The following is a 19,270-nucleotide window of genomic DNA, read 5'->3' on the forward strand; positions in this document are numbered from 1 at the left end:
AATCGTCAAAGACGATTTAGGATTTACCTATTTGGTTAGTGATTCACCGAGAAAAAGTGGGAGGGATCGACAGAACGCAATTTCGAAGGACAAAACAAAAAAAGCCAAGACTCTTTCGAATCCCGACTTTTTCCTTCTTGTTAATCCTTCTTAACATACTATTCGGAGGACTGAGGTAAGAAGTCGGAGGACTGAAAAAATAAACTCCACCTCACAAAAAAGCAGAGCTATTAAACTCTGCTTTCATTTCTATTCGCATAACGACTTGTTTACGAGTTGTTTTACCGTAGATCAGCAGCCGAGGAGGCGATAGCCCCGCAGCTCGTCACTTAGTTAGGGGACGTGTTTGTTAGAAGGTGTAATTAATTTTGTGTAAATATCTTTTACTCCGAAAATAAAAGAGGGTAAAGAATATGGCAAAAACAAAATCCAGAAAAGACGAGCTCCTTGAAGAGTTGATCAAGGAATACAAAATCCTGAAGAATTGATCGGTGAAAATGGTCTTCTGAAAGAATTAACCAAAGCTATAGTCGAGAAGGCTATGCGGCAGGAACTGACCCATGAATTGGGTTATGAAAAACATTCTCGGCAAAATGGTGCCGGCAATTCCGCAATGGTTTTCAAAAAAAGACTATCAAGACGATTTTGGAAACCTGCAAATCGACGTTCCCAAGAGACCGGAATTCCGAATTTGAACCGAAGATAATCAAGAAAACCAGACCCATTGGAATGGATTTGATGATAAAATAATTTCTATGTATGCGAGAGGAATGACGACACGCGACATCAGGCTCATCTTCAGGAAATCTATCAGGTTGAAGTTTCTCTGATCTGATCTCCACAGTAACAGATGGTGTAATCGAAGAAGTAGTAAAATGGCAGACCAGACCTATTGATTCAATCTATCCGATTATTTATCTTGATGCATTGAGGGTCAAAATTAGAGACGATGGTCAGGTCAAAACAAGGCTGTTCATATGGCTATCGGCGTCAATATGAACGGTTTAAAAAGGTTTTGGGCTTCTGGATTGAAGAAAATGAAGGATCCCAAGTTCTGGCTCCAAATCCTGACTGAACTAAAAACCGTGGGTTGCAGGATATATTGATTGCCTGTGTTGATGGACTTACCGGTTTTCCGGAAGCGATTAAAACTATTTATCAAATGCCGAAGTTCAGCTTTGTATCGTTCATATGGTCAGAAATTCTCTGAAGTATGTTTCCTTTAAAAATCGAAAAGAGCTTTCATCTGACTTGAAAAAATCTATCGTGCAGTGAACGTTGAGGAAGCAAAATTAAAACTTCAGGAATTTTCTAAAAATGGGATTCAAAATATCCGATGATTTCAAAATCCTGGGAAAACAGATGGAATGAGATAATTCCTTTTCTTGCCTATCCGGCAGAAATCAGAAAAGTAATTTACACAACCAATGCAATCGAGTCTTTGAATATGACGCTTCGAAAAGTGATCAAAAACCGGGCTTCATTTCCCAATGATGATGCGGCAAAAAAACTGTTGTATCTGGCTCTGCAGAATGCATCAAAAAAATGGACCATGCCTATCCGGGATTGGGGTGCTGCGATTAATCAGTTTGCAATAAATTTTGAAGGGAGAATGGAAATTTAAACGGAAAAGGATTTTACACAAAATTTCCTACACCCTCGTTTGTTACTCAATTTTCTTCACGCTTGAAATCGTAACACTCGAACTGGATGCTTGCGGATGAACCAATCCTGAAAATTTTAACCACTTGCGACTATTTGGATTTATTACTTCATAAACAGTGTGGCTTGTTGAACCAATTTGTGTGCTACTATTACTATAATAATTTGCTTTAAATTCTATATCCTTAATTTTAAATTTGCAGGGATTAAATATTAATACATTATGTTCTGCAACGTAGCCACGATCACCTTTCGACCAATTCGTTTTTTCAACTTTGACAGATGAAGCCAAGTCCATTTCACAATAATTCTGGGTTATTTCATTTTCAAGCTCTTCTTTTGTAATTCTTTTTACTAGAAAATCTTTAATTTCAGTTTTCCCTTTATTTTTATATATTATATAAATCTTGTTATCACCACAGCTTTAGAGGAAATGTATATGAAAATCGCTTTTGTTCAATTTTTACATTTACTGAATTAATTTCCACACTTGCATTTTCACCCCAAGCAATTCCCCTTACTTCTAATGTATCTTCTACAGTTTTTTCAGGCAGACTATTAACTCGAAAATTTTCACAATTTAAAAAAATTGTTGAAAATAATAACATATTTTTGTTCATTAAGAACTCCTTAAATATTCTTAATGAATTAAAAGCGAAAACTTTGTCAACACACAATTCAGAAGACATAGGTCAGAAGTCTGAGGACTGAAAAAAACACCCCACAAAACAAAAAAGCTCTGACCTTTCGACCAGAGCTATTTCCATACGTCATGCGCAATCTTTCCGGAAAACAAATCACATCTCGTAGTTATCAGTTTCCTGAATCCTGTCAACTGCCTGCCCAGCACCATCTTTTTGAAGAAAGTGGTGCTGTGGTAATATGGTCTGGGCACAACGAGCTATCCCTCACCTCTTTTTCTATTCAAAAGGTGTGAGGGACTTGTAATATCTTTACTCGATATTCAGAACGCCAATAGAAAGCGAGAATGGGCTTCGTCGAAGACGAAGAGATGGTCGCCTTACAACGCTCAAAAACAAAAAGCAGAGCTAATACACTCTGCTTTATCTTTTATTTATTCAACTTAGACATACATAGCAATTTAAATTTCATAAATGCTGATATCATAGAGACCTCTCAGTCCTCTGTCCTCTGACATCAGTCCTCTGTAATATGGTCAAGCCTCACGAGCTATTAGTATACTCGACTGAACGCCTTACAACGCTTCATCTGTAGCCTATCAACCGGGTAATCTTCCCGGGCTCTTCAGCCAGCACCACTTTTCACACTATTCTTTAATTCTTTTCATCAATTCCTGCTTTGCTCTTCCATGAGATTTTAATTTCTTCTCACGAACTAAAGCTAACTTCTTCGATGAAAATGCTTCATAGTAAATTAATTCCAAGTTCGAACTTTCTTTCTGTAGAATGACCTGATTCTGAGTTATGCTCGTTCAACCTGCGTTCTAAATCACCTGTTGAACCAATATAATTTTCATTCGTTTCAGATTTTTGAATCACGTAAACAAACCATACTTGAAACTCCTTTACTCGTTAATATGAAAAGTGGTGCTGGGAGGAGATCTTATCTTTAAGGAGGCTTCCCGCTTATATGCTTTCAGCGGTTATCCCGTCCGAACATAGCTACTCTGCAGCGCCACTGGCGTGACAACAGATACACTGGAGGTTCGTCCACCCCGGTCCTCTCATGCTGGGGCGCGGCTCTCATCAAATCTCAACGCCTGCGAAGGATAGGGACCGAACTGTCTCACGACGTTCTGAACCCAGCTCGCGTACGCTTTAAAATGGCGAACAGCCATACCCTTGGGACCTGCTCCAGCCCCAGGATGCGACGAGCCGACATCGAGGTGCCAAACCGCGTCGTCGATATGGACTCTTGGACGCGATAAGCCTGTTATCCCCAGATGCGCTTTTATCCGTTGAGCGATGGCCCTTCCACACAGAACCACCGGATCACTATGCCCTACTTTCGTATCTGCTCGACTTGTTGGTCTCACAGTTAAGCTCTCTTATGCCATTGCACTCTATGCGCGATTTCCGTCCGCGCTGAGAGAACCTTTGGGCGCCTCAGTTACTCTTTATGAGGCGACCGCCCCTTGATCAAACTGCCCGCCTGACAATGTCTCAAGTGTTGTTCCACTCCGGTTAGAACTCGAGGTTCAGTAAGGGTGGTATTTCAACGACGACTCCATCCAGACCGGAATCCAGATTTCAAAGTCTCCACCTATACTACACATACAGAACCAAAGTTCAATGCCAGGTTACAGTGAAGGTTCACGGGGTCTTTCCGTCCTTTCGCAGGTAGCCCGCATCTTCACGGGCACTACAATTTCGCCGAGACTCTCGCTGAGACAAGGGAAGTCGTTACACCATTCGTGCAGGTCGGGAACTTACCCGACAAGGAATTTCGCTACCTTAGGACCGTCATAGTTACGGCCGCCGTTTACCAGGGCTTCGATTCCGAGCTTCGCCTTACAGCTTACAAGTCCTCTTAACCTTCCGGCACCGGGCAGGTGTCAGACCCTATACTTCATCTTTCGATTTTGCAGAGTCCTGTGTTTTGGTAAACAGTCGCTACCCCTATTTATGTGCCCCCCTCACCACTTTTCTTGCGAAAGTGGTGAGAACCTTCTCGAAGTTACAGGATATATTGCCGAGTTCCTTAGCGAGGAGTTATCTCGAGCACCTTAGTATTCTCTACTCGCCTACCTGTGTCGGTTTGCGGTGCGGTCAAAATGTCCTAAACTTAGAAACTATTTCTTGGGAGCTTGAAATCATCTGCTACTCCCTCACCTTTTTTGTGCTAATTTATCACATTCGTGGGGCATTTCATGCCCTTAGCAGAAAAAGGTGAGGGATCCTCCAACTGTCAGCTCAGACCCCGGATTTTCAAAGATCCTCAACGCCTTCAATCAGAAAACTGGGACAACCAACGCCTGTTGCACAGACTATCCTTCTCCGTCGTTCCATCGCACAAACATTTTGGTGCAGGAATATGAACCTGCTTCCATCGACTACGCTACTTTAGCCTCATCTTAGGGACCGACTAACCCCGGTGGATTGACCTTGCCGGGGAAACCTTAGGCTATCGGTGAGGGGAATCTCACCCCTTTATCGCTACTCATGCCGGCATCTTCACTTCTGAACCCTCCAGCGATCTTTACAGTGCGCCTTCAGCGGGATACAGAACGCTCCTCTACCGTTCAGAGGGACGAAGACTGATGACTGAAGTCTGAAATTTTATTCGTAAAACTTCTTCTTTCTTCGCTCAACTCTTTCTGTCGCTTTTTTAAGGAAATACTAAAGATACAAAGCTAATCAAAATCGTCTTATATTCTTCTATGATTAACCCCAGTTCTTATACAAACCACTAAGCATTTTAGCTATATTTGTATATTCCTGAATCAATTCATTCGACTTATCTTCAGAAAGTATTTCAAATCTCTTGTATATTTCAGCCAGACCTTTGTCTCATCTGCACTTCCTATATATACTTAAGTATTTTTTAAACTCTTGTCTAGAATGGCTTTGCTTGCCAAAACCTTCTGCCAGATTTACACAAACTGATTTATCTGGATCTTCTTAACTGATCTGCCAAACTTCTTTGCTCCATCTGAGATATTTCTAAACTCAACTTATGTATCTCCAACGATACTTTATACGCTTTTGAAATACTTCTAAATCTTCATACGATTTTATCATCTTTTTCCTCTATTATCTGTCCTCAGTCTTCTGTCATCTGTCCTCTGAACCCGTGTCTTCGGCGCCACGCTTAGTCCCGATTACATTTTTCGGCGCAGGGCACTCGACCAGTGAGCTATTACGCACTCTTTAAAGGGTGGGCGCGCTTAAGCCAACCTCCTGGTTGTGTATGCACCCCACATCCTTTGCCATTAGCGTGAACTTTGGGGCGTTAGACGACGATCTGGGCTTGTTTCCTTTCGACCACGGAGCTTATCCCCGTAGTCTGACTGCCATTTTGGAGTTATAGTATTTGGAGTTTGAGAGGGTTTGGTAAACTTGTGGTCCCCAGTCCTATCAGTAGCTCTACCCTATAACTAAACAAATGACGCTGCAGCCTAAAGCTATTTCGAGGAGAACCAGCTATTGCCAATTTTGATTGGTCTTTCCCCCCTATCCACAAGTCATCCGAAAACTTTTCAACGTTTACCGGTTCGGCCCTCCAGTAGGTTTACCCCACCTTCAGCCTGCTCATGGGTAGATCAACTGGCTTCGGGTTTACTCCGTGCTACTTCTCGCCCTATTCAGACTCGCTTTCGCTTCGCCTCCGGTATCTCACTACCTAAGCTTGCAACACAAAGTAACTCGCCGGCTCATTCTACAAAGGCACACGGTGACCCTTCGCATACTTTACTTTTTCTTGAAAATTTGGAACTGAGTCGCGAAGGGTCACAGACGACTGAGGTCTGATGACTGAGGACAGAAAAGATTGCTATTCACAACTATTCCACCTCTCCCGAAAACATTTACTACACTGAATTCTGAAAACTGATCCATCAGTCTTCTATCTTCAGCCATCTGTCTTCGGGGCGACTAACTGCTCCAAAATTAAAAAATAAATTATGCGAAGGGCGCCCATACCTTGTAAGCATACGGTTTCAGGTACTATTTCACCCCGGTCCCCAGTGCATTTTCACCTTTCCCTCACGGTACTGGTTCACTATCGGTCACTGATAAGTATTTAGCCTTGGGGAGTGGTCTCCCAGATTCCCTAAAATTACACGTGTTCCGTGGTATGGGATACCGACCGAAGATCTACAATTTTTCGCCTACGGGGCTTTCACCCTCTCTCTGGCAGGCTTTTCCAAAACCTTTCCGCTAACTGTAAATTTTGTAACTTCGTCGCACATTTCGATCTGTGCCTGTCGGTCCTACAACACCTGCTGCTGGCGCATCGAAGCTGTAACATAGACAGGGGTTTGGGCTACTCAATTTCGCTCACCGCTACTTTCGGAATCAATTTCTTTCTCTTTTCCTCCGGGTATTAAGATGTTTCAGTTCCCCAGGTATCGCTCCCAGCTCTTGCGTGCAAGGGCTGGGTCTGTAGGAATTTACCTACAGGTTCTCCCATTCGGAAATCAACGGATCGATGCTTGTTTACAGCTCCCCGTTGCTTATCGCGACAAACCACGTCCTTCTTCGCCTATCAATGCCTTGGCATCCTCCGTATGCCCTTACTTACTTGACCATATTACTTAAAACTCAACAAAGAATTGTTGAATCTTTCCTGAGGGGCTCATCGCCCCTCAGACTCCCCATTCTTATGTGTAAAAATTCATTTCACGCACGGAATGAAGAATAGTTTAGTCTCGAGATTTTTTCCGGTTGGATAATCCGGAATTTTTATATAGGAACTCGTTCAGAGGTTAAATTGACTAAAGCCTGTGACCGAAATTAAAAGATATAACTTTTTAATTCGCATAGACCTTTAGCACCTTATCCTCCGAACCTACCAACTTCTCTTCGACAAAAGAAATTGGATTTTATTTGTCTCATTTTCAAATAAACCAATGGATTACAACCACTTGCTTTATTTGAATTTTCTCAACGAAAATTTTTGCAAACCCTCACTTCTTTTTCCTCAAGAAAAAATGGTGAGGGACACTGTATCCTTTTAGATACAATCCAACACTGGTTTTGATAAAAAACTGGTGCTGAAAAAATTTCTATACCAGCCCCTCGGCAGAGAGACTGAGTGATGTCGCCCCTCACTTCTTTTTCCTCAAGAAAAAGTGGTGAGGGGTTTATTATATATACGTTGTAAAGAACAAATATTTGTCCGTCAAAATCCTTACAAAGAGAATTCTCGTCTTGGGAAAATTTTCAGACCTTATACCGATTACGTGGACAAGAATGACTACGCTGACCGGAAATTCCACTCTATTTTTGGCTCTTATACGTCAAGGATTTTATTGCCTATTTACTAAAAAAATTTATCCTCCAAGAGACATAATTTCTGCAAAATGATGGAGTTCCCACATTGTAGTCGAAAAGGTGTTTACAATAAATCAAACTCATACCTTATAAAATAATAAGGTTTAATAAGATTGTCCGGATTCTAAAATTTACCGAATACAAGGTTTACGGGGTAGTAAAAAGTATATTAGCATTATGGAAAAAGAAAGAAAATTTGAAAAATTTTATTCAGAAAACTACCAATCCGTGTATAAATATTTGTTAAAAATGTCTTCCAATCCAGAGTTAGCCGATGATCTAACCCAAGAAGCTTTTATCAATATTTATAAGGCAATTGAATCCTATTCAGAAGAAAAGGGAAATTTCAAAACATGGGCTTTCACTATCGCCAGAAATGTATTCTATATGCACTTACGAAAAAAAAGAGTCGATTCTGAGTCTTTAGATGAAAATAAAACCCAAAATATCGCAAAAAATGATTTTGATCCGGCAGAGATTATTGAAAAAAAAATCACAGAAAATGAAATAATTTTAGCGATTCAATGTCTCCCTGAACCGGAAAAAAGCATATTAATATTTAAGAAAATAAAAAATAAAACTTTGGAGGAAACGGCTTATTTGATGAACCTATCCGAAAGAACTATTCGACGAAGACTTTTAAGCGCCTTTGAAAAATTAAAAACTGAGCTTATCCGTAGAAATATTCTTCCTCCAGATAGCCAATAGAAAAATATGACAAACACCAGAAAACAATTTGAAAGACTTTTTCAAAAATACCTTAGTGGAGAAATGACCCACGAGGAAATGCAAATTTTCCGAGAGCAGTTAAAATCATTTTCTCAATTAGAAAAAGACTATTTATACTATGAAAAAATACAATCTATATTGGCTAACCTAAGCCATACAGATTCAGGTGTATTTTTTGGGGACAATAGCTACACTGTCTCTGAATTTGAAAAACTCCAATTCCAGAAAAAGTTTCGTTCTATTGATAAAAATACGAAACCTAGTGCTTTCATGAAAAGAATAAATATCTTTATGAAGCTTGCTGCCACTATTTTATTTGTGACCGGAGTTTATTGGGCTGTAAGCCTTGATTATTCAAAAGAATTTTTAAGCCTATACCCGAAAAATACCAAATATATTGTAAAAGATACAATCGGTAGGTGCTATTCAAATGGGGTATTACTAAAAAAAGGTGAGATTTTTGACAACACTCTAATACAAAGTGCAAAAAACTCTTACTGCTATATCGTTTCTTCAAATGAAAAAAACTTTCTATCTATTCGCCTTTTCCCTGAAACAGAAATACAAAACATTCAGATCGAAGGCAAAGAAGTCTGGAAACTAAATCAAGGAAAAATTTATACAGAGTCAAACCAACCAAAAATGAACTTTCAAATTAAGGACCATCTGATTACTAGGGGCATTGGTGTTAGTTTTATTGAGTTTGAAAAAAGTCGCTTGAACATTGAATCTATCAAAGGAAAAACAGAAGTCGTGCAAAATGCATCCTTCTTATTCGGGAATAGGACAAATAGAATTGTTACCCAAACTGAACGAAAGCTATTTGAAGAGAAATTACCTCAAGTTTTCGGAGATTTAAAAAGTGAAATAGATGAAGGAACTGCATACACCTTAGAATTTGATTCAAACAAATTAAATCAAAAAGAGTTAATTTTACAAGAAATTGAAAGCATTTTATCTTCCGATAAAAAAGAAGTTTCTCAAAATGCTTTTAATGAAGTTGAATCTTTTTTAAAGCTAAGCGGTCCGAAAATTCAAACTGCTATCAACTACACTCCTGAAGCAGATTTTCCTTATTTAAAAGATAATAGAGAAAATATTCTAAACGGAGAAATACTTTCATTTTTCACGCCTAAAATCGAAAAAATAGTTTCAACGAATAGCGAAGAATCTCTGGAATTTGCAAAAGAGGAAGAAGAATACTACAAATTGGCTCAAGAAAACTTAAACAAAAAGCCGGCTCTGATTTTTACTCTAAGCCTAAAAGATTCAACATCTCTAATTGGAGAGTTGAGTCACAAAGACGGATTTTATATAATTAAGACAAAAGAAGGCAACGAAATGGAAGTTCCGAGTGAGAAAGTTGCTTTGATAGAATTAAAATAAAGAAATAAAAAACTTCAAGAAATATATTTCTTGAGGTTTAATAGAATTTGAATTTAAACTTCTACAGATGAAAGAAAAAGCTCGTTTTCTTCAACTTTTAATATCTTAGAAGCAAGTTGTTTAAACTCATCTGGAGGCTCAACCAACCCAAGCTCAACTTTTGATAAAAAGGGAGAAGATACTTTCAACTTTTTTGCCATGTCGTATTGTCTAATCCCCAACTGTCGTCTTTTTGCCCATAGTCTGTTCGTAAGTCCTTCTGAAAATTCCGGAAAAACCTCTTCCACAGTAAACTCATTAAACAACTTCTCTACAGATATTTTTAAATACTTGGCACAATTAATCTTAAATTTTTCAGTTGGCTCCTGACTACCAGTCTCAATCTTCGAGAGATAACTCGGTGAAACACCAAGTGCTCTTGCCATATCGTACTGCTTAATCGCTCTTTTCTTTCGCAACATATAAACGTGATTTTTCATTATATAGCCCTCTTTTTTTACTCATTATAAAAAAATGACGAAAAGATTCAAGAAAAAATTTACTTATTTCTGATTAAATTTCACCGGCAGTGAAATTTTCTGTCGAAATTTTTAAATGATAATCGTTTTTAAACCTATTTATAATTTTTTCATACTCTGCTTTTTTCTTTGAATTTTCCACTTCAGTCACAATTCTATCTCTGACCATGCTAAACGGCAAGGGGGTTCTTTTTGTCGGATCCTCTTTTTGTGGGGTAGAATAAGCGTACAATTTTCCCATTTCATAAGTATCCTTCAACTCTTTCTCTGTAACCGGATAGTTCTTATTCTGAATATCGCTCTGAATTAATGCAAAGGCAATGGACCGATTGGCAAACTCTAAATTCTGTTTGAATTTTTGAGAGCCAATAATTTCAGAGGCTTCTTTTCTATCTGTTAAGATTGCTGAAGGGAGTAGTATCTGTTGTAAAAATGCAATCTTCTCTTTCATATCCTCTTCTTTAGATGTTTGACCCTTTCTTTTAAAAATATTCACCTTTTCGTAAGTATCCACCAAGTTTTGATATGTAAAAACTGAATTATCTTTTTTAGTAAAAAGAACAGTGTCCGATTTAAGATTTATCGAAAAATCCTGATTTTGAGGAAGAATTGCCTGCGATAATTTTATTCCACTATCTTCTTTTAGTTTTTGGTATTTATCATTCCATTTGCTATTTTCATATTGTTTCAAAATATGTTCGGCAGTCATTTTTGCCTTTTCGCTCGTCTTGTCATCAGCATAATACTCTGCATTTTTTTTATCTTCTTCGCTTTTGGCAAGTTTCTTGTATTTGTCAGCCATTACTTTAAATTCACTAAACACTTTTTGAAAATAATTTTCTAATTTTAAAGGTTTAACTTTTGTGACTTTATTAATCCTAATAATATAAAAATTTCCATCAATCTCCTTTTTAAAAAATTGACCTTTTGGGTTGTCTTTAAGATTTCCAAAAATATTTTCTGTAACCGGATCCTTCCCGCAATTCAGGCAATGTGGCTCAAGTAGTCCTCCGAGGGGTTTTCGACTTTCCTCTTCCGTATTTTGCGAAATGGATTCTGAAATTTCTTTATCTGATTTTAAAGATTGTAATAAAGACAATAATTTATCGGCTTTCTCAATTCCACTCTGTGCGGGGTTTGTCCTTCTTATGATGGCAATCTGAGACTCTGCAAATTCTATCTCCGAGTTATTTCTAACTTTTTCTAAAAATTGCTTTTTCCAGAGTGTTGCAACGAGCTGCTTTTCTACAACCTCTTTAATGTTATTGAATTGCATAGTAGAGTTAGGATGGTTCTTCTTAAACTCAAATTCAGAAATCATCTGAATTGCGATATCCTCTGCAATACTTGACTGATTTTGAATTGAGGTTGTATTTGCATTTATAGGAATTTCTTTCAATGAATAAAATATCCTAAGATCGGAACGCAAAACTTTGCCGTTATCAAATGTGACCAATACATCGCTGTCTCTTTTGCAATATATGGAAATAGTAAAAAATCCTATAAGTAGAAGTTTGGTAATTTTCATCTTGTTTTAATACCTGTGTACCTGTTTTTTAATTTCATTTTTTTTCTCTGCTGCAGAAGGAGACTCTATTGTAATAGATTTTTTACTTAGCTCTTTTTCTTGAGTGTTGTATAGATTTTTTGCCACAAAAGATTCATCTTTTTTTTGCTTGTTCAAGTCATTCGGAGCTTCCAAAACTTTCAAAGATAGTATTTCTTTCTTTTGGTTTTCTAATTTAGAAATCTCTAGATCAAATGAATTTTTTAATGAATCGGAATAATCCCTTTCAATGGAAATTCTGCTTCTGGTATTCTTTAACTCAGTAATATCTTTGTCAATGGCTTCAATTTTTTTATATAGATTGACTACTCTGACTTTCAATAGCTCCTCCTGCAACCTTTTTCTCCAATTCAATACGAACGAAAGAAAATACAATTAAAATTGTAAATACTGGGTCAGAAAACTCAGAAGGAGTAAAAAAAAATAGTATCCATAAAAACAAAAAAAACATTGCTCTATTCTTAAAAACAGAACAAAATCGAATAAGTCGCTTTTTCTGAGATTTTTCTTTTTGAGATCTGGATAGACTGAAAATATTTGTGACTCTTTTTCTCTTTGCCCCTACCCCAAAAAATCCAACTACAATAAAAAAAATAGAAACAATTAAGATTCGATCGATTATTGAAGAATCCGGATTTAACAAAATAGAAAAAAGACTGTTTGTTTTGAGTGAATTCACACTGTACCAAAATATTATGATACATACGACCACGGTATTCAAAACTACAATCCAAATTCCAAACTTACTGAAACCGGCAATCTGTGAAGTATGACTCGGAAAATGTTCGGAACCTGTTTCTTTTGATTGAAGATAAATTTTGGAGCCATAATTTAAGGATGGAAAGTTTTTTTCATAAAATGCATTTATATACATTGATTGAAGTGTAGCAAGGAAAAACAATATCCAGAAATTCCCCTCTAAAAATACACAAGCAAGAATTACAAATATTTCTATAGAAATAAAAGTAAGAAAATAAAATGAAGAAAAGAAATCTACTCTTTGCTTTTTAAAATTATCTAAAATACAAATACAAGACACAGCAAAAAGATTCAGCAATTCATCTGGATTCTTTCCGTCTAAAGCAGAAAGAATCAATAAATACGAAAAAAACATTCCAAGAAATATATTAAAATCATTTTTATTTTCACGAAACCCCAAGGAAAGATCTTTTCTGTCAAAAAAAATGTACAATCCAAGACAAATTGCGCCTGCAAACTGAATCTGATAAGTATAGAAAACAAAAAAAATTAGACAAATAACAGGAAATAACATTTGAATTAAAGCACTCTTATTTCAGAATAGATATTGTGAGTTTCATGGAAATAAATTTTTCTGTAGAAAAAATAGAAAATATTTTTGTAATCAGGGTCAGCGGTTCAATCAACTCTTTTACAAAGGACAAATTTACAGAAGAAATCAAAAGCTACAACAGTAAAGGCCCTCTGATTTTAGATATGGAAGATATTTTAATAGTTTCTTCAACCGGAATTATTGCCCTCAAAGAAATCAGTGACTTTAGCTTTGATTCAGGAAATAAAATAATTCTTCTAAACCCATCCCCTCAAATTAAACAGGTTTTTGAAATGGGTGGGATCAAAAATTTATTTAGCGTAGCCGCCAACGAAGAATTAGCCATGAAACTTGCTACCAGAACTTCGAGGAGAATATAGTTTGGCAGAAAAATTCAACACATACAGAAAACTTTGGCACTTTTTGGGTCTGGTTATTCCCATAGCCCTACTTTACGATATTTTTAAGGGAGGTTTTGGCTTGATACACGCCAGCCGGGCTATTATATTTACCGGGCTTTGTGTGGTCAATTTAGCATTTATAGTAGTTGAAACACTCAGGCTACAAAATACTTGGTTTAATAATTTTTTCTGGAAATATTTCGGTTTCCTAATGAAAGAAAAAGAAAAAAATAGAATTACAGCTACTCTGCCCTATTTTTTATCCATTGCTTTTGTAGTTGCAATTTACCCTCCGGAAATCGCTTTTCTATCCATGTTTTTTCTATTAGCCGGAGATCCATCTGCTGCATTTTTCGGTTTCCGATATGGAAAATACAGATTCAAAAACGGAAAATCTTTAGTAGGCGTAATCGCATTTTTCATAGTTAGTTTTTTTGGAGGATTGTTTGTTTTATTCCTATTTTCAATCACGAACTCTTCTTTAGAATTTCAATTGTATATAAATAATAAAATCAACTTCCCTGCCATAGCCATACTATTTTTTGGTGCAAGTACTGCGTCTGCTGCGGAGTTTTATTCATCCAACGCCTGGAAAGGACTATTGGATGATAATTTTACAATCCCTATAATTTCTTCTGCAACAATGGCGATTGTAGCCCTCGCTTTATTAAATGAATCTTCCGCTACTAAGATTCTATTTCCATTGAGCGAGCTATACAATAAATAAAATGCAGAATCTAATACATTCTATACAGACCAATTAGTTTCCCAACAACAGAGGCCTTTTTGGTTTTAATTGGCTTGTAGGAAGTATTGCTTGGCTCCAAACGAATGTAGTCCGACTCTTTGTAATAGGTTTTTAAAGTAGCAGAATCTTCTACCAGAGCTACTACAATTTCTCCGTTTCTTGCTGATTCTTTTTTTTGGACTATAGCAATATCCCCATCCAATATTCCGGCACCGGTCATGGAATCACCTACGACCCTCAAAGCAAAAGTAACACCCTTTTTTGCTAATTCGTCAGGGACTGGAATATAATCCTCGATATTCTCTTCAGCCAATATTGGTAAACCAGCAGCCACTCTTCCAACCAACGGAATACTCATCACCCTCACAGGCAACATATCCTCTGCATTTGGTCTTAAAAGCTCAATCGCACGAGATTGATTCTTTGAAGTTCGGATGTACCCTTTTTTCTCAATAGCTTTTAAGTGGTCGTAGGCACCCTTAGCCGTTATTCCAAACTCATCACCAATTTCCCGAATTGTAGGTGGAAGCCCCCTATCTTTAATTGTATTGGTTATATAACTCAATACTTCTTCTTGTTTCTCAGTTAGTTCTTTCATACTATACAAAGAAAAAGTGAATAAATGTTACGTCAAGTTTTTTTTATAATTTTACAAAAAAAAAACACCCGATCCATTACAGAGCGGGTGCCTTTCCAATTCTAAGAATTAGAATCTATTCTAATTGTATGGTGCGTTGAAGAAGCTGTTTACAGGACATCCTGCTGTTCCGGCATCAATAATACTCATGCTCGGAGTTAGACAGAATATCTGCCACCATCTAGCTACTTGACCAGAGCCCACAGAGAATGTTCTTACAAGTCCTTGGGACTTGAATACTCGAATGGTAGCACCAGATGTTGCCATTGAAGCTTCGTTACTCCAGTTGTAGATACTGTAACCAAGTCTTGGCTGAGTCCATGCACTTCCCTTTAGTGTCACTGTCTCAGGTCCGTAACCGGTAGTAATATCGTAGTCCAGAGTTATACCACCGCTTAGTTTATTCTTATCGTTCCAAACTGCCTGACATTTCTTTCCGCCATTTAAACAAGTAGAGTCGCCAAACTCTAAGTGAGAGTCTAAGTCTCTTGGAGTTGCATTCCAAGAAAGAACCACTCTCATCTCTGTATCGACCAATACCGGGCTAACCAAGATATTCTGGTTAGCAGGGGTATCAGTTCCGGCAGAAATTACAGTCTTGAAGGCAGTTACTACACTAGCTCCTGAAACTTCAAGAGTATAGTTGCCAGGAGGAACTCCAGGAACTGCAAAAGTACCGTCAGAGCTGGTTGTTACAGCAGAAATCGTGTTACCATTGATATCTGTTGCGTAAGCACCATTCACTACGTTAATTCCAGGTCTCAAGCGAACTGTAAGGTTAGCTAATCCTGTATTGTTGAGAGCATTCAAAGCCCTTCCAGATATTGCCGCCGGTCCGTGAGAGCCAGGAACCATAGTGATAATATCGAAGTTGGTAGTTACATCTTTTTGGATATTTACCAACCCTTCTACAGTTTTATATCCTGCAGCCACAAATCTCAACTTCCACTGGCCTGCATTGATATGGAATACGTCATACTTTGGCACATTCGCAAAAGAAGAGGATCCAGATGCAAGAGAAGCCGGTGAAATTCCATTAGACGGTCTAGCACCAGAGGTAGGATGAACCAATTCTAAGCTATAAGCTCCTGTAAATTGGAACCCACCGGGGAGTTTTACATACCCGCTCAAATTTCCAAAACCGGTATTCTCTGTTAGTTGAGTGTTGATAGCTACATCCGATGAAGAAGTTAGAGAAACAGAAATAAATGAATCTCCATATCCTGGTTTTGTAATTTTTAAGACATACTCACCTGGGTCAATATTATTGATCGAGTAAGCACCAACTGAATCAGTCGAAACTGCACCCACTAACTCATCAGAGCCGGGGATCAATCTTGAACTGGATGTGATTAAGTCATAGTCTTTGCGAACATTTGCCGAAAAATCCATAACACTTGGGTCAGAGCTTAAATTTCTTCCAAGTGTAACAGTTGCACCGTTAAGATTTTCAGTAGTAATCGAATTAGATACTTTTCCAGAAATCTTTCTTCTTGGCAAATGGAGAATCGTTGAAACTACATTGTGTGTTCCGTAAAGTGCAGTTCCCTCGTTGTCTGCTCTTGTAGATGATGCACTCAAGTGTCCGAGAGGATCCACTACAATTACAGCGTAAGAGCCTTGCTTGAACTGATATTTTCCTGCACTAACCTGAACAGAATCAGTCACTGAAGGACCAGCTACACTCGGTGTAGAATCTAATCTCGTTGCAGAAGCATAATTTTGAATCGCATACCCAACTCTCTGAGTGTCGTTTGTAAATGAGTTAGATAGTTGGACTACCTTTGAATTTTCATCGAAAGCAAACTGCCCATTTGAATTTGTAACAGTAATATGAGCTACGGGTGCGTTGGAATTATTTGAATTTCCTAGCATTACTACAAACATTCCGGGTAAACTGGTGCCTGCGTTTGTGTAGGTCGGTATAGCCCCTTGGTAAGCTCTTTTTGTTCCAGAGACCAAAGTATCCAATACAATTGCAACACCAGCAATTTGTGTTCTGTGTGTACTTGGAGTTAGAGTTACCGATGCCACAGTCAAATCAGTCCCGTTCAAAGTTATTGTAGCAGGTGATGTATTTTGATAGCCCGGAGCGGATACATAATACTGCCAAGCACCGGCAGCCGCAGTAAAATATACATTGGTTCCACTAATTTCGTATAGTTTATTTTGGTAGGTATTGTAGTTACAGTAGTAGCCTGCGGTTCCTGTACACTGACCCACACCTGTTCCAATACACGAAGCGATTCCTGTAAGTTGCCCGTTCCAAGAAGGACATACTTCACGGATCCACATAGCTGCTAAATTTTTCAATCTATCATCGGACCCTGCGAGTAGATAGGCTAACTGAGCCGGTGTAGTAGTCTTATCCGGTCTGAAGTTGATTACAGCCCCAGGTACTGGTGAAACTAACCCGTCTGTTACACTACCTGTAATCGAAGAAGGTTTAGGCACAACTTTAATAGCTGCAACAGAAACATTCTTTACGTTTGAGCCACCCGAAGGATGAGCACTAAATAAGAAAGACACAGAGGCAGTCAAGAAATTGGTTCTTGTAACTTCAATGTAATAAACCCCGTTAGCCAAAGTATTGGAAAAGCTGTAATTTCCGCTACCATCTGGAGTTGCTGTAGCGACTACACTTCCATTGGAATCTTTTAAAGTTACGACATAAGAAGAGTAACTGTTGTCTCCCTGAATAGCTGCATTAGACACAGAGCCTGTAATGAGACCAGAGCTTGAACTGGCTACATCCCATGCAAGTTGTGCGTTTGCAATAGAAACCGGAGTGGTTATGGCAGGGTTATTTCCGGCAAATACAAATCTGAAAGGAATTGTTTGATTTTCAAATGGTCTTCCATTTTGAGATATAGAATCACCATTTATTTGAACCGTATAATTTCCATTAGGTAGATTTGCCAAGGAAAAAGAATAATTTCCGCTTGCATTGGTTGTAGTACTTGATACCACATTCCCATTGGAATCAAGTAACTTTATGGAAACTCCATTCAATCCACCGGCAGGAATTACTACAATATTGTTATATCCGGGAGTTTTTACTGTTCCGGAGATTAAAGCAGGACCGCTTGTGTAAAACAATCTCTCTGCGTGCATGGCAGGTATATCGACTGCAGTATAAGACCCGGAGGCAGGATTGTAAGTAAAATTAAAATCTTGATAGGTGTAATTCGCACCAAATCCGGATTGAATCAGCACTCTATAGTTTTCATTGTGTAGATTGGAGATATCAAATGTATAGTTACCGTTTTCATCAAGATAGGTAGTGCTGATCACTGTTCCGTCGGCAGAAACCAATTGTACTTGAATTGCAGTAAGATCTACATCATTGGTAGGGTCTAAATCTGAATTAACATTCACCCCACCCAATACAACATCTATACTACCTGTAATTCTCGCTGGACCGGAAGTTGGATTCTCTTGTTGAGCAGCAGAACTTCCACTACTTGCTGGAAGGGGTACACCGTTTGCGTCGGTTTGTGTACCGCTTGAGCCTGTTGTCCCACTACCCATTAATAACAGGGGCCATAACGGCATTCCTTTTTTCTTACCGCCACAACCTACGACGGCAAAAATCAGAATCAGTGAGAAAATAAAATATCTATAGGGAGACCCTATTGTTTTCGTTTTCATATCGTTTTCCTCTTTTCATATATACTTTTAGCCTAATTTTACTAAAAATACCATAGATTTAAAATTCTGTCAAGAGTTTTTGTTTTTTTTGCAAATTTTATGATTTTTTTTTGTTATCTTCAAATTTTTGAATGTACCTGTTATTTTTTGGAAATTTATAATTGGACATTTTTAGAAATTAAAAATCTATGTTACAAAGAAAAGATAAAAGTTTTTTATAGTTTCTATTGCAATGAAAATAAGAATTTTAGCTTCAACCTGTATTATTTTTACTTTTTTTTGGGTAAACTCTATTTTACCAACAAGTCAAACAGGTAAAATCACAATTTATTTAGAAAATATCCAAGTTGATCGTCCGGGTCAATTGATAATAGGGCTTTTTGATAAAGAAAAAGGGTTTCCAGACACCAGAAAAGCAATCAAATTATACCGATTAGACATATCTACAGAAATTACTGCGAATTTTAGCGGGCTAAATTACGGGGAGTATGCAATTGTAGCAGTTCACGACGAGAATAATAATGGCAAAATGGATATGAAATGGCTCCCATTTCCCCACCCAGGAGAAGGCTTTTCCGTATCCAACCAAAGATTTTCGAGTTTTAGTCCTCCTCAATTTCAAAAAGCAAAGATTTTACTGGATAAAAATGAGCTAAAAATTACCCTAAAAATGATTTATTGAGCCTTTTTTTATACACACTAAAA

General features: G+C 37.8%; 14 protein-coding genes, 1 rRNA gene and 1 pseudogene. 7 read left to right on the top strand and 9 right to left on the bottom strand.

What is annotated here, in order from left to right; translation table 11 throughout:
* The first annotated feature begins 413 nt into the window (after positions 1 to 413).
* Positions 414 to 1,624: pseudogene (locus tag HS129_05385) on the top strand (IS256 family transposase).
* Between the two features lie 42 nt (positions 1,625 to 1,666).
* On the opposite strand, the gene HS129_05390 reads toward HS129_05385, so the two are convergent.
* The 3 genes from HS129_05390 to HS129_05400 all read right to left on the bottom strand — a co-directional run bounded on the left by HS129_05390 (position 1,667) and on the right by HS129_05400 (position 6,895).
* A complete protein-coding gene (locus HS129_05390) occupies positions 1,667 to 1,954 on the bottom strand; it encodes a hypothetical protein (protein ID MBE7411488.1) in 288 nt (95 codons plus the stop codon).
* 121 nt (positions 1,955 to 2,075) lie between these two features.
* The gene (locus tag HS129_05395; GenBank protein ID MBE7411489.1) at positions 2,076 to 2,282 is read right to left on the bottom strand and encodes a hypothetical protein; all 207 of its coding nucleotides are present in this window, start codon (positions 2,280 to 2,282) and stop codon (positions 2,076 to 2,078) included.
* Positions 2,283 to 2,826: 544 nt separating this feature from the next.
* Positions 2,827 to 6,895, bottom strand: a 23S ribosomal RNA gene (locus HS129_05400).
* A gap of 619 nt (positions 6,896 to 7,514) precedes the next feature.
* Between HS129_05400 and HS129_05405 the strand changes: the two genes are divergently transcribed.
* From HS129_05405 to HS129_05415, 3 genes are all read left to right on the top strand, one after another.
* The gene (locus HS129_05405; protein MBE7411490.1) at positions 7,515 to 7,670 is read left to right on the top strand and encodes a hypothetical protein; all 156 of its coding nucleotides are present in this window, start codon (positions 7,515 to 7,517) and stop codon (positions 7,668 to 7,670) included.
* A gap of 144 nt (positions 7,671 to 7,814) precedes the next feature.
* On the top strand, positions 7,815 to 8,345 hold the full coding sequence (locus tag HS129_05410; protein ID MBE7411491.1) for a sigma-70 family RNA polymerase sigma factor: 531 nt from the start codon (positions 7,815 to 7,817) through the stop codon (positions 8,343 to 8,345).
* Positions 8,346 to 8,351: 6 nt separating this feature from the next.
* Positions 8,352 to 9,752, top strand: a complete 1,401-nt coding sequence (locus HS129_05415) for a hypothetical protein (GenBank protein MBE7411492.1) — start codon at positions 8,352 to 8,354, stop codon at positions 9,750 to 9,752.
* 53 nt (positions 9,753 to 9,805) lie between these two features.
* Here the strand turns inward: HS129_05415 and HS129_05420 are convergent, their stop codons facing one another.
* The 4 genes from HS129_05420 to HS129_05435 all read right to left on the bottom strand — a co-directional run bounded on the left by HS129_05420 (position 9,806) and on the right by HS129_05435 (position 13,110).
* Complete coding sequence (locus HS129_05420) at positions 9,806 to 10,213, bottom strand: transcriptional regulator (protein MBE7411493.1); 408 nt, start codon at positions 10,211 to 10,213, stop codon at positions 9,806 to 9,808.
* A 91-nt stretch (positions 10,214 to 10,304) separates the two neighbouring features.
* Complete coding sequence (locus HS129_05425; GenBank protein ID MBE7411494.1) at positions 10,305 to 11,798, bottom strand: hypothetical protein; 1,494 nt, start codon at positions 11,796 to 11,798, stop codon at positions 10,305 to 10,307.
* 6 nt (positions 11,799 to 11,804) lie between these two features.
* A complete protein-coding gene (locus tag HS129_05430) occupies positions 11,805 to 12,158 on the bottom strand; it encodes a hypothetical protein (GenBank protein MBE7411495.1) in 354 nt (117 codons plus the stop codon).
* The gene (locus HS129_05435; GenBank protein ID MBE7411496.1) at positions 12,130 to 13,110 is read right to left on the bottom strand and encodes a hypothetical protein; all 981 of its coding nucleotides are present in this window, start codon (positions 13,108 to 13,110) and stop codon (positions 12,130 to 12,132) included. The genes HS129_05430 and HS129_05435 overlap by 29 nt, the downstream gene beginning before the upstream one ends.
* Before the next feature lie 35 nt (positions 13,111 to 13,145).
* Here HS129_05435 and HS129_05440 point away from each other — a divergent pair, with 35 nt between their 5' ends.
* Both HS129_05440 and HS129_05445 read left to right on the top strand, forming a co-directional pair.
* Positions 13,146 to 13,508, top strand: coding sequence for an STAS domain-containing protein (locus tag HS129_05440; protein ID MBE7411497.1), 363 nt, complete (start codon positions 13,146 to 13,148; stop codon positions 13,506 to 13,508).
* Position 13,509: 1 nt separating this feature from the next.
* On the top strand, positions 13,510 to 14,256 hold the full coding sequence (locus tag HS129_05445) for a dolichol kinase (protein ID MBE7411498.1): 747 nt from the start codon (positions 13,510 to 13,512) through the stop codon (positions 14,254 to 14,256).
* A 10-nt stretch (positions 14,257 to 14,266) separates the two neighbouring features.
* Here the strand turns inward: HS129_05445 and lexA are convergent, their stop codons facing one another.
* Together lexA and HS129_05455 are read right to left on the bottom strand one after the other, a co-directional pair.
* Positions 14,267 to 14,875, bottom strand: a complete 609-nt coding sequence (gene lexA / locus HS129_05450) for a transcriptional repressor LexA (protein ID MBE7411499.1) — start codon at positions 14,873 to 14,875, stop codon at positions 14,267 to 14,269.
* 120 nt (positions 14,876 to 14,995) lie between these two features.
* Positions 14,996 to 18,565, bottom strand: coding sequence for a carboxypeptidase regulatory-like domain-containing protein (locus tag HS129_05455; protein MBE7411500.1), 3,570 nt, complete (start codon positions 18,563 to 18,565; stop codon positions 14,996 to 14,998).
* A gap of 232 nt (positions 18,566 to 18,797) precedes the next feature.
* Here HS129_05455 and HS129_05460 point away from each other — a divergent pair, with 232 nt between their 5' ends.
* Complete coding sequence (locus HS129_05460) at positions 18,798 to 19,247, top strand: DUF2141 domain-containing protein (protein ID MBE7411501.1); 450 nt, start codon at positions 18,798 to 18,800, stop codon at positions 19,245 to 19,247.
* The last annotated feature ends 23 nt before the right edge of the window (positions 19,248 to 19,270 follow it).

It is taken from the genome of Leptospiraceae bacterium (genome assembly GCA_015075105.1).
GTDB lineage: Bacteria > Spirochaetota > Leptospiria > Leptospirales > Leptospiraceae > JABWCC01.

Coding starts and splice junctions, on each gene's coding strand:
- HS129_05395 (MBE7411489.1), bottom strand. CDS start 2,282: ATGAACAAAAATATGTTATTATTTTCAACAATTTTTTTAAATTGTGAA.
- HS129_05410 (MBE7411491.1), top strand. CDS start 7,815: ATGGAAAAAGAAAGAAAATTTGAAAAATTTTATTCAGAAAACTACCAA.
- HS129_05415 (MBE7411492.1), top strand. CDS start 8,352: ATGACAAACACCAGAAAACAATTTGAAAGACTTTTTCAAAAATACCTT.
- HS129_05420 (MBE7411493.1), bottom strand. CDS start 10,213: ATGTTGCGAAAGAAAAGAGCGATTAAGCAGTACGATATGGCAAGAGCA.
- HS129_05425 (MBE7411494.1), bottom strand. CDS start 11,798: ATGAAAATTACCAAACTTCTACTTATAGGATTTTTTACTATTTCCATA.
- HS129_05435 (MBE7411496.1), bottom strand. CDS start 13,110: ATGTTATTTCCTGTTATTTGTCTAATTTTTTTTGTTTTCTATACTTAT.
- lexA (MBE7411499.1), bottom strand. CDS start 14,875: ATGAAAGAACTAACTGAGAAACAAGAAGAAGTATTGAGTTATATAACC.
- HS129_05455 (MBE7411500.1), bottom strand. CDS start 18,565: ATGAAAACGAAAACAATAGGGTCTCCCTATAGATATTTTATTTTCTCA.
- HS129_05460 (MBE7411501.1), top strand. CDS start 18,798: ATGAAAATAAGAATTTTAGCTTCAACCTGTATTATTTTTACTTTTTTT.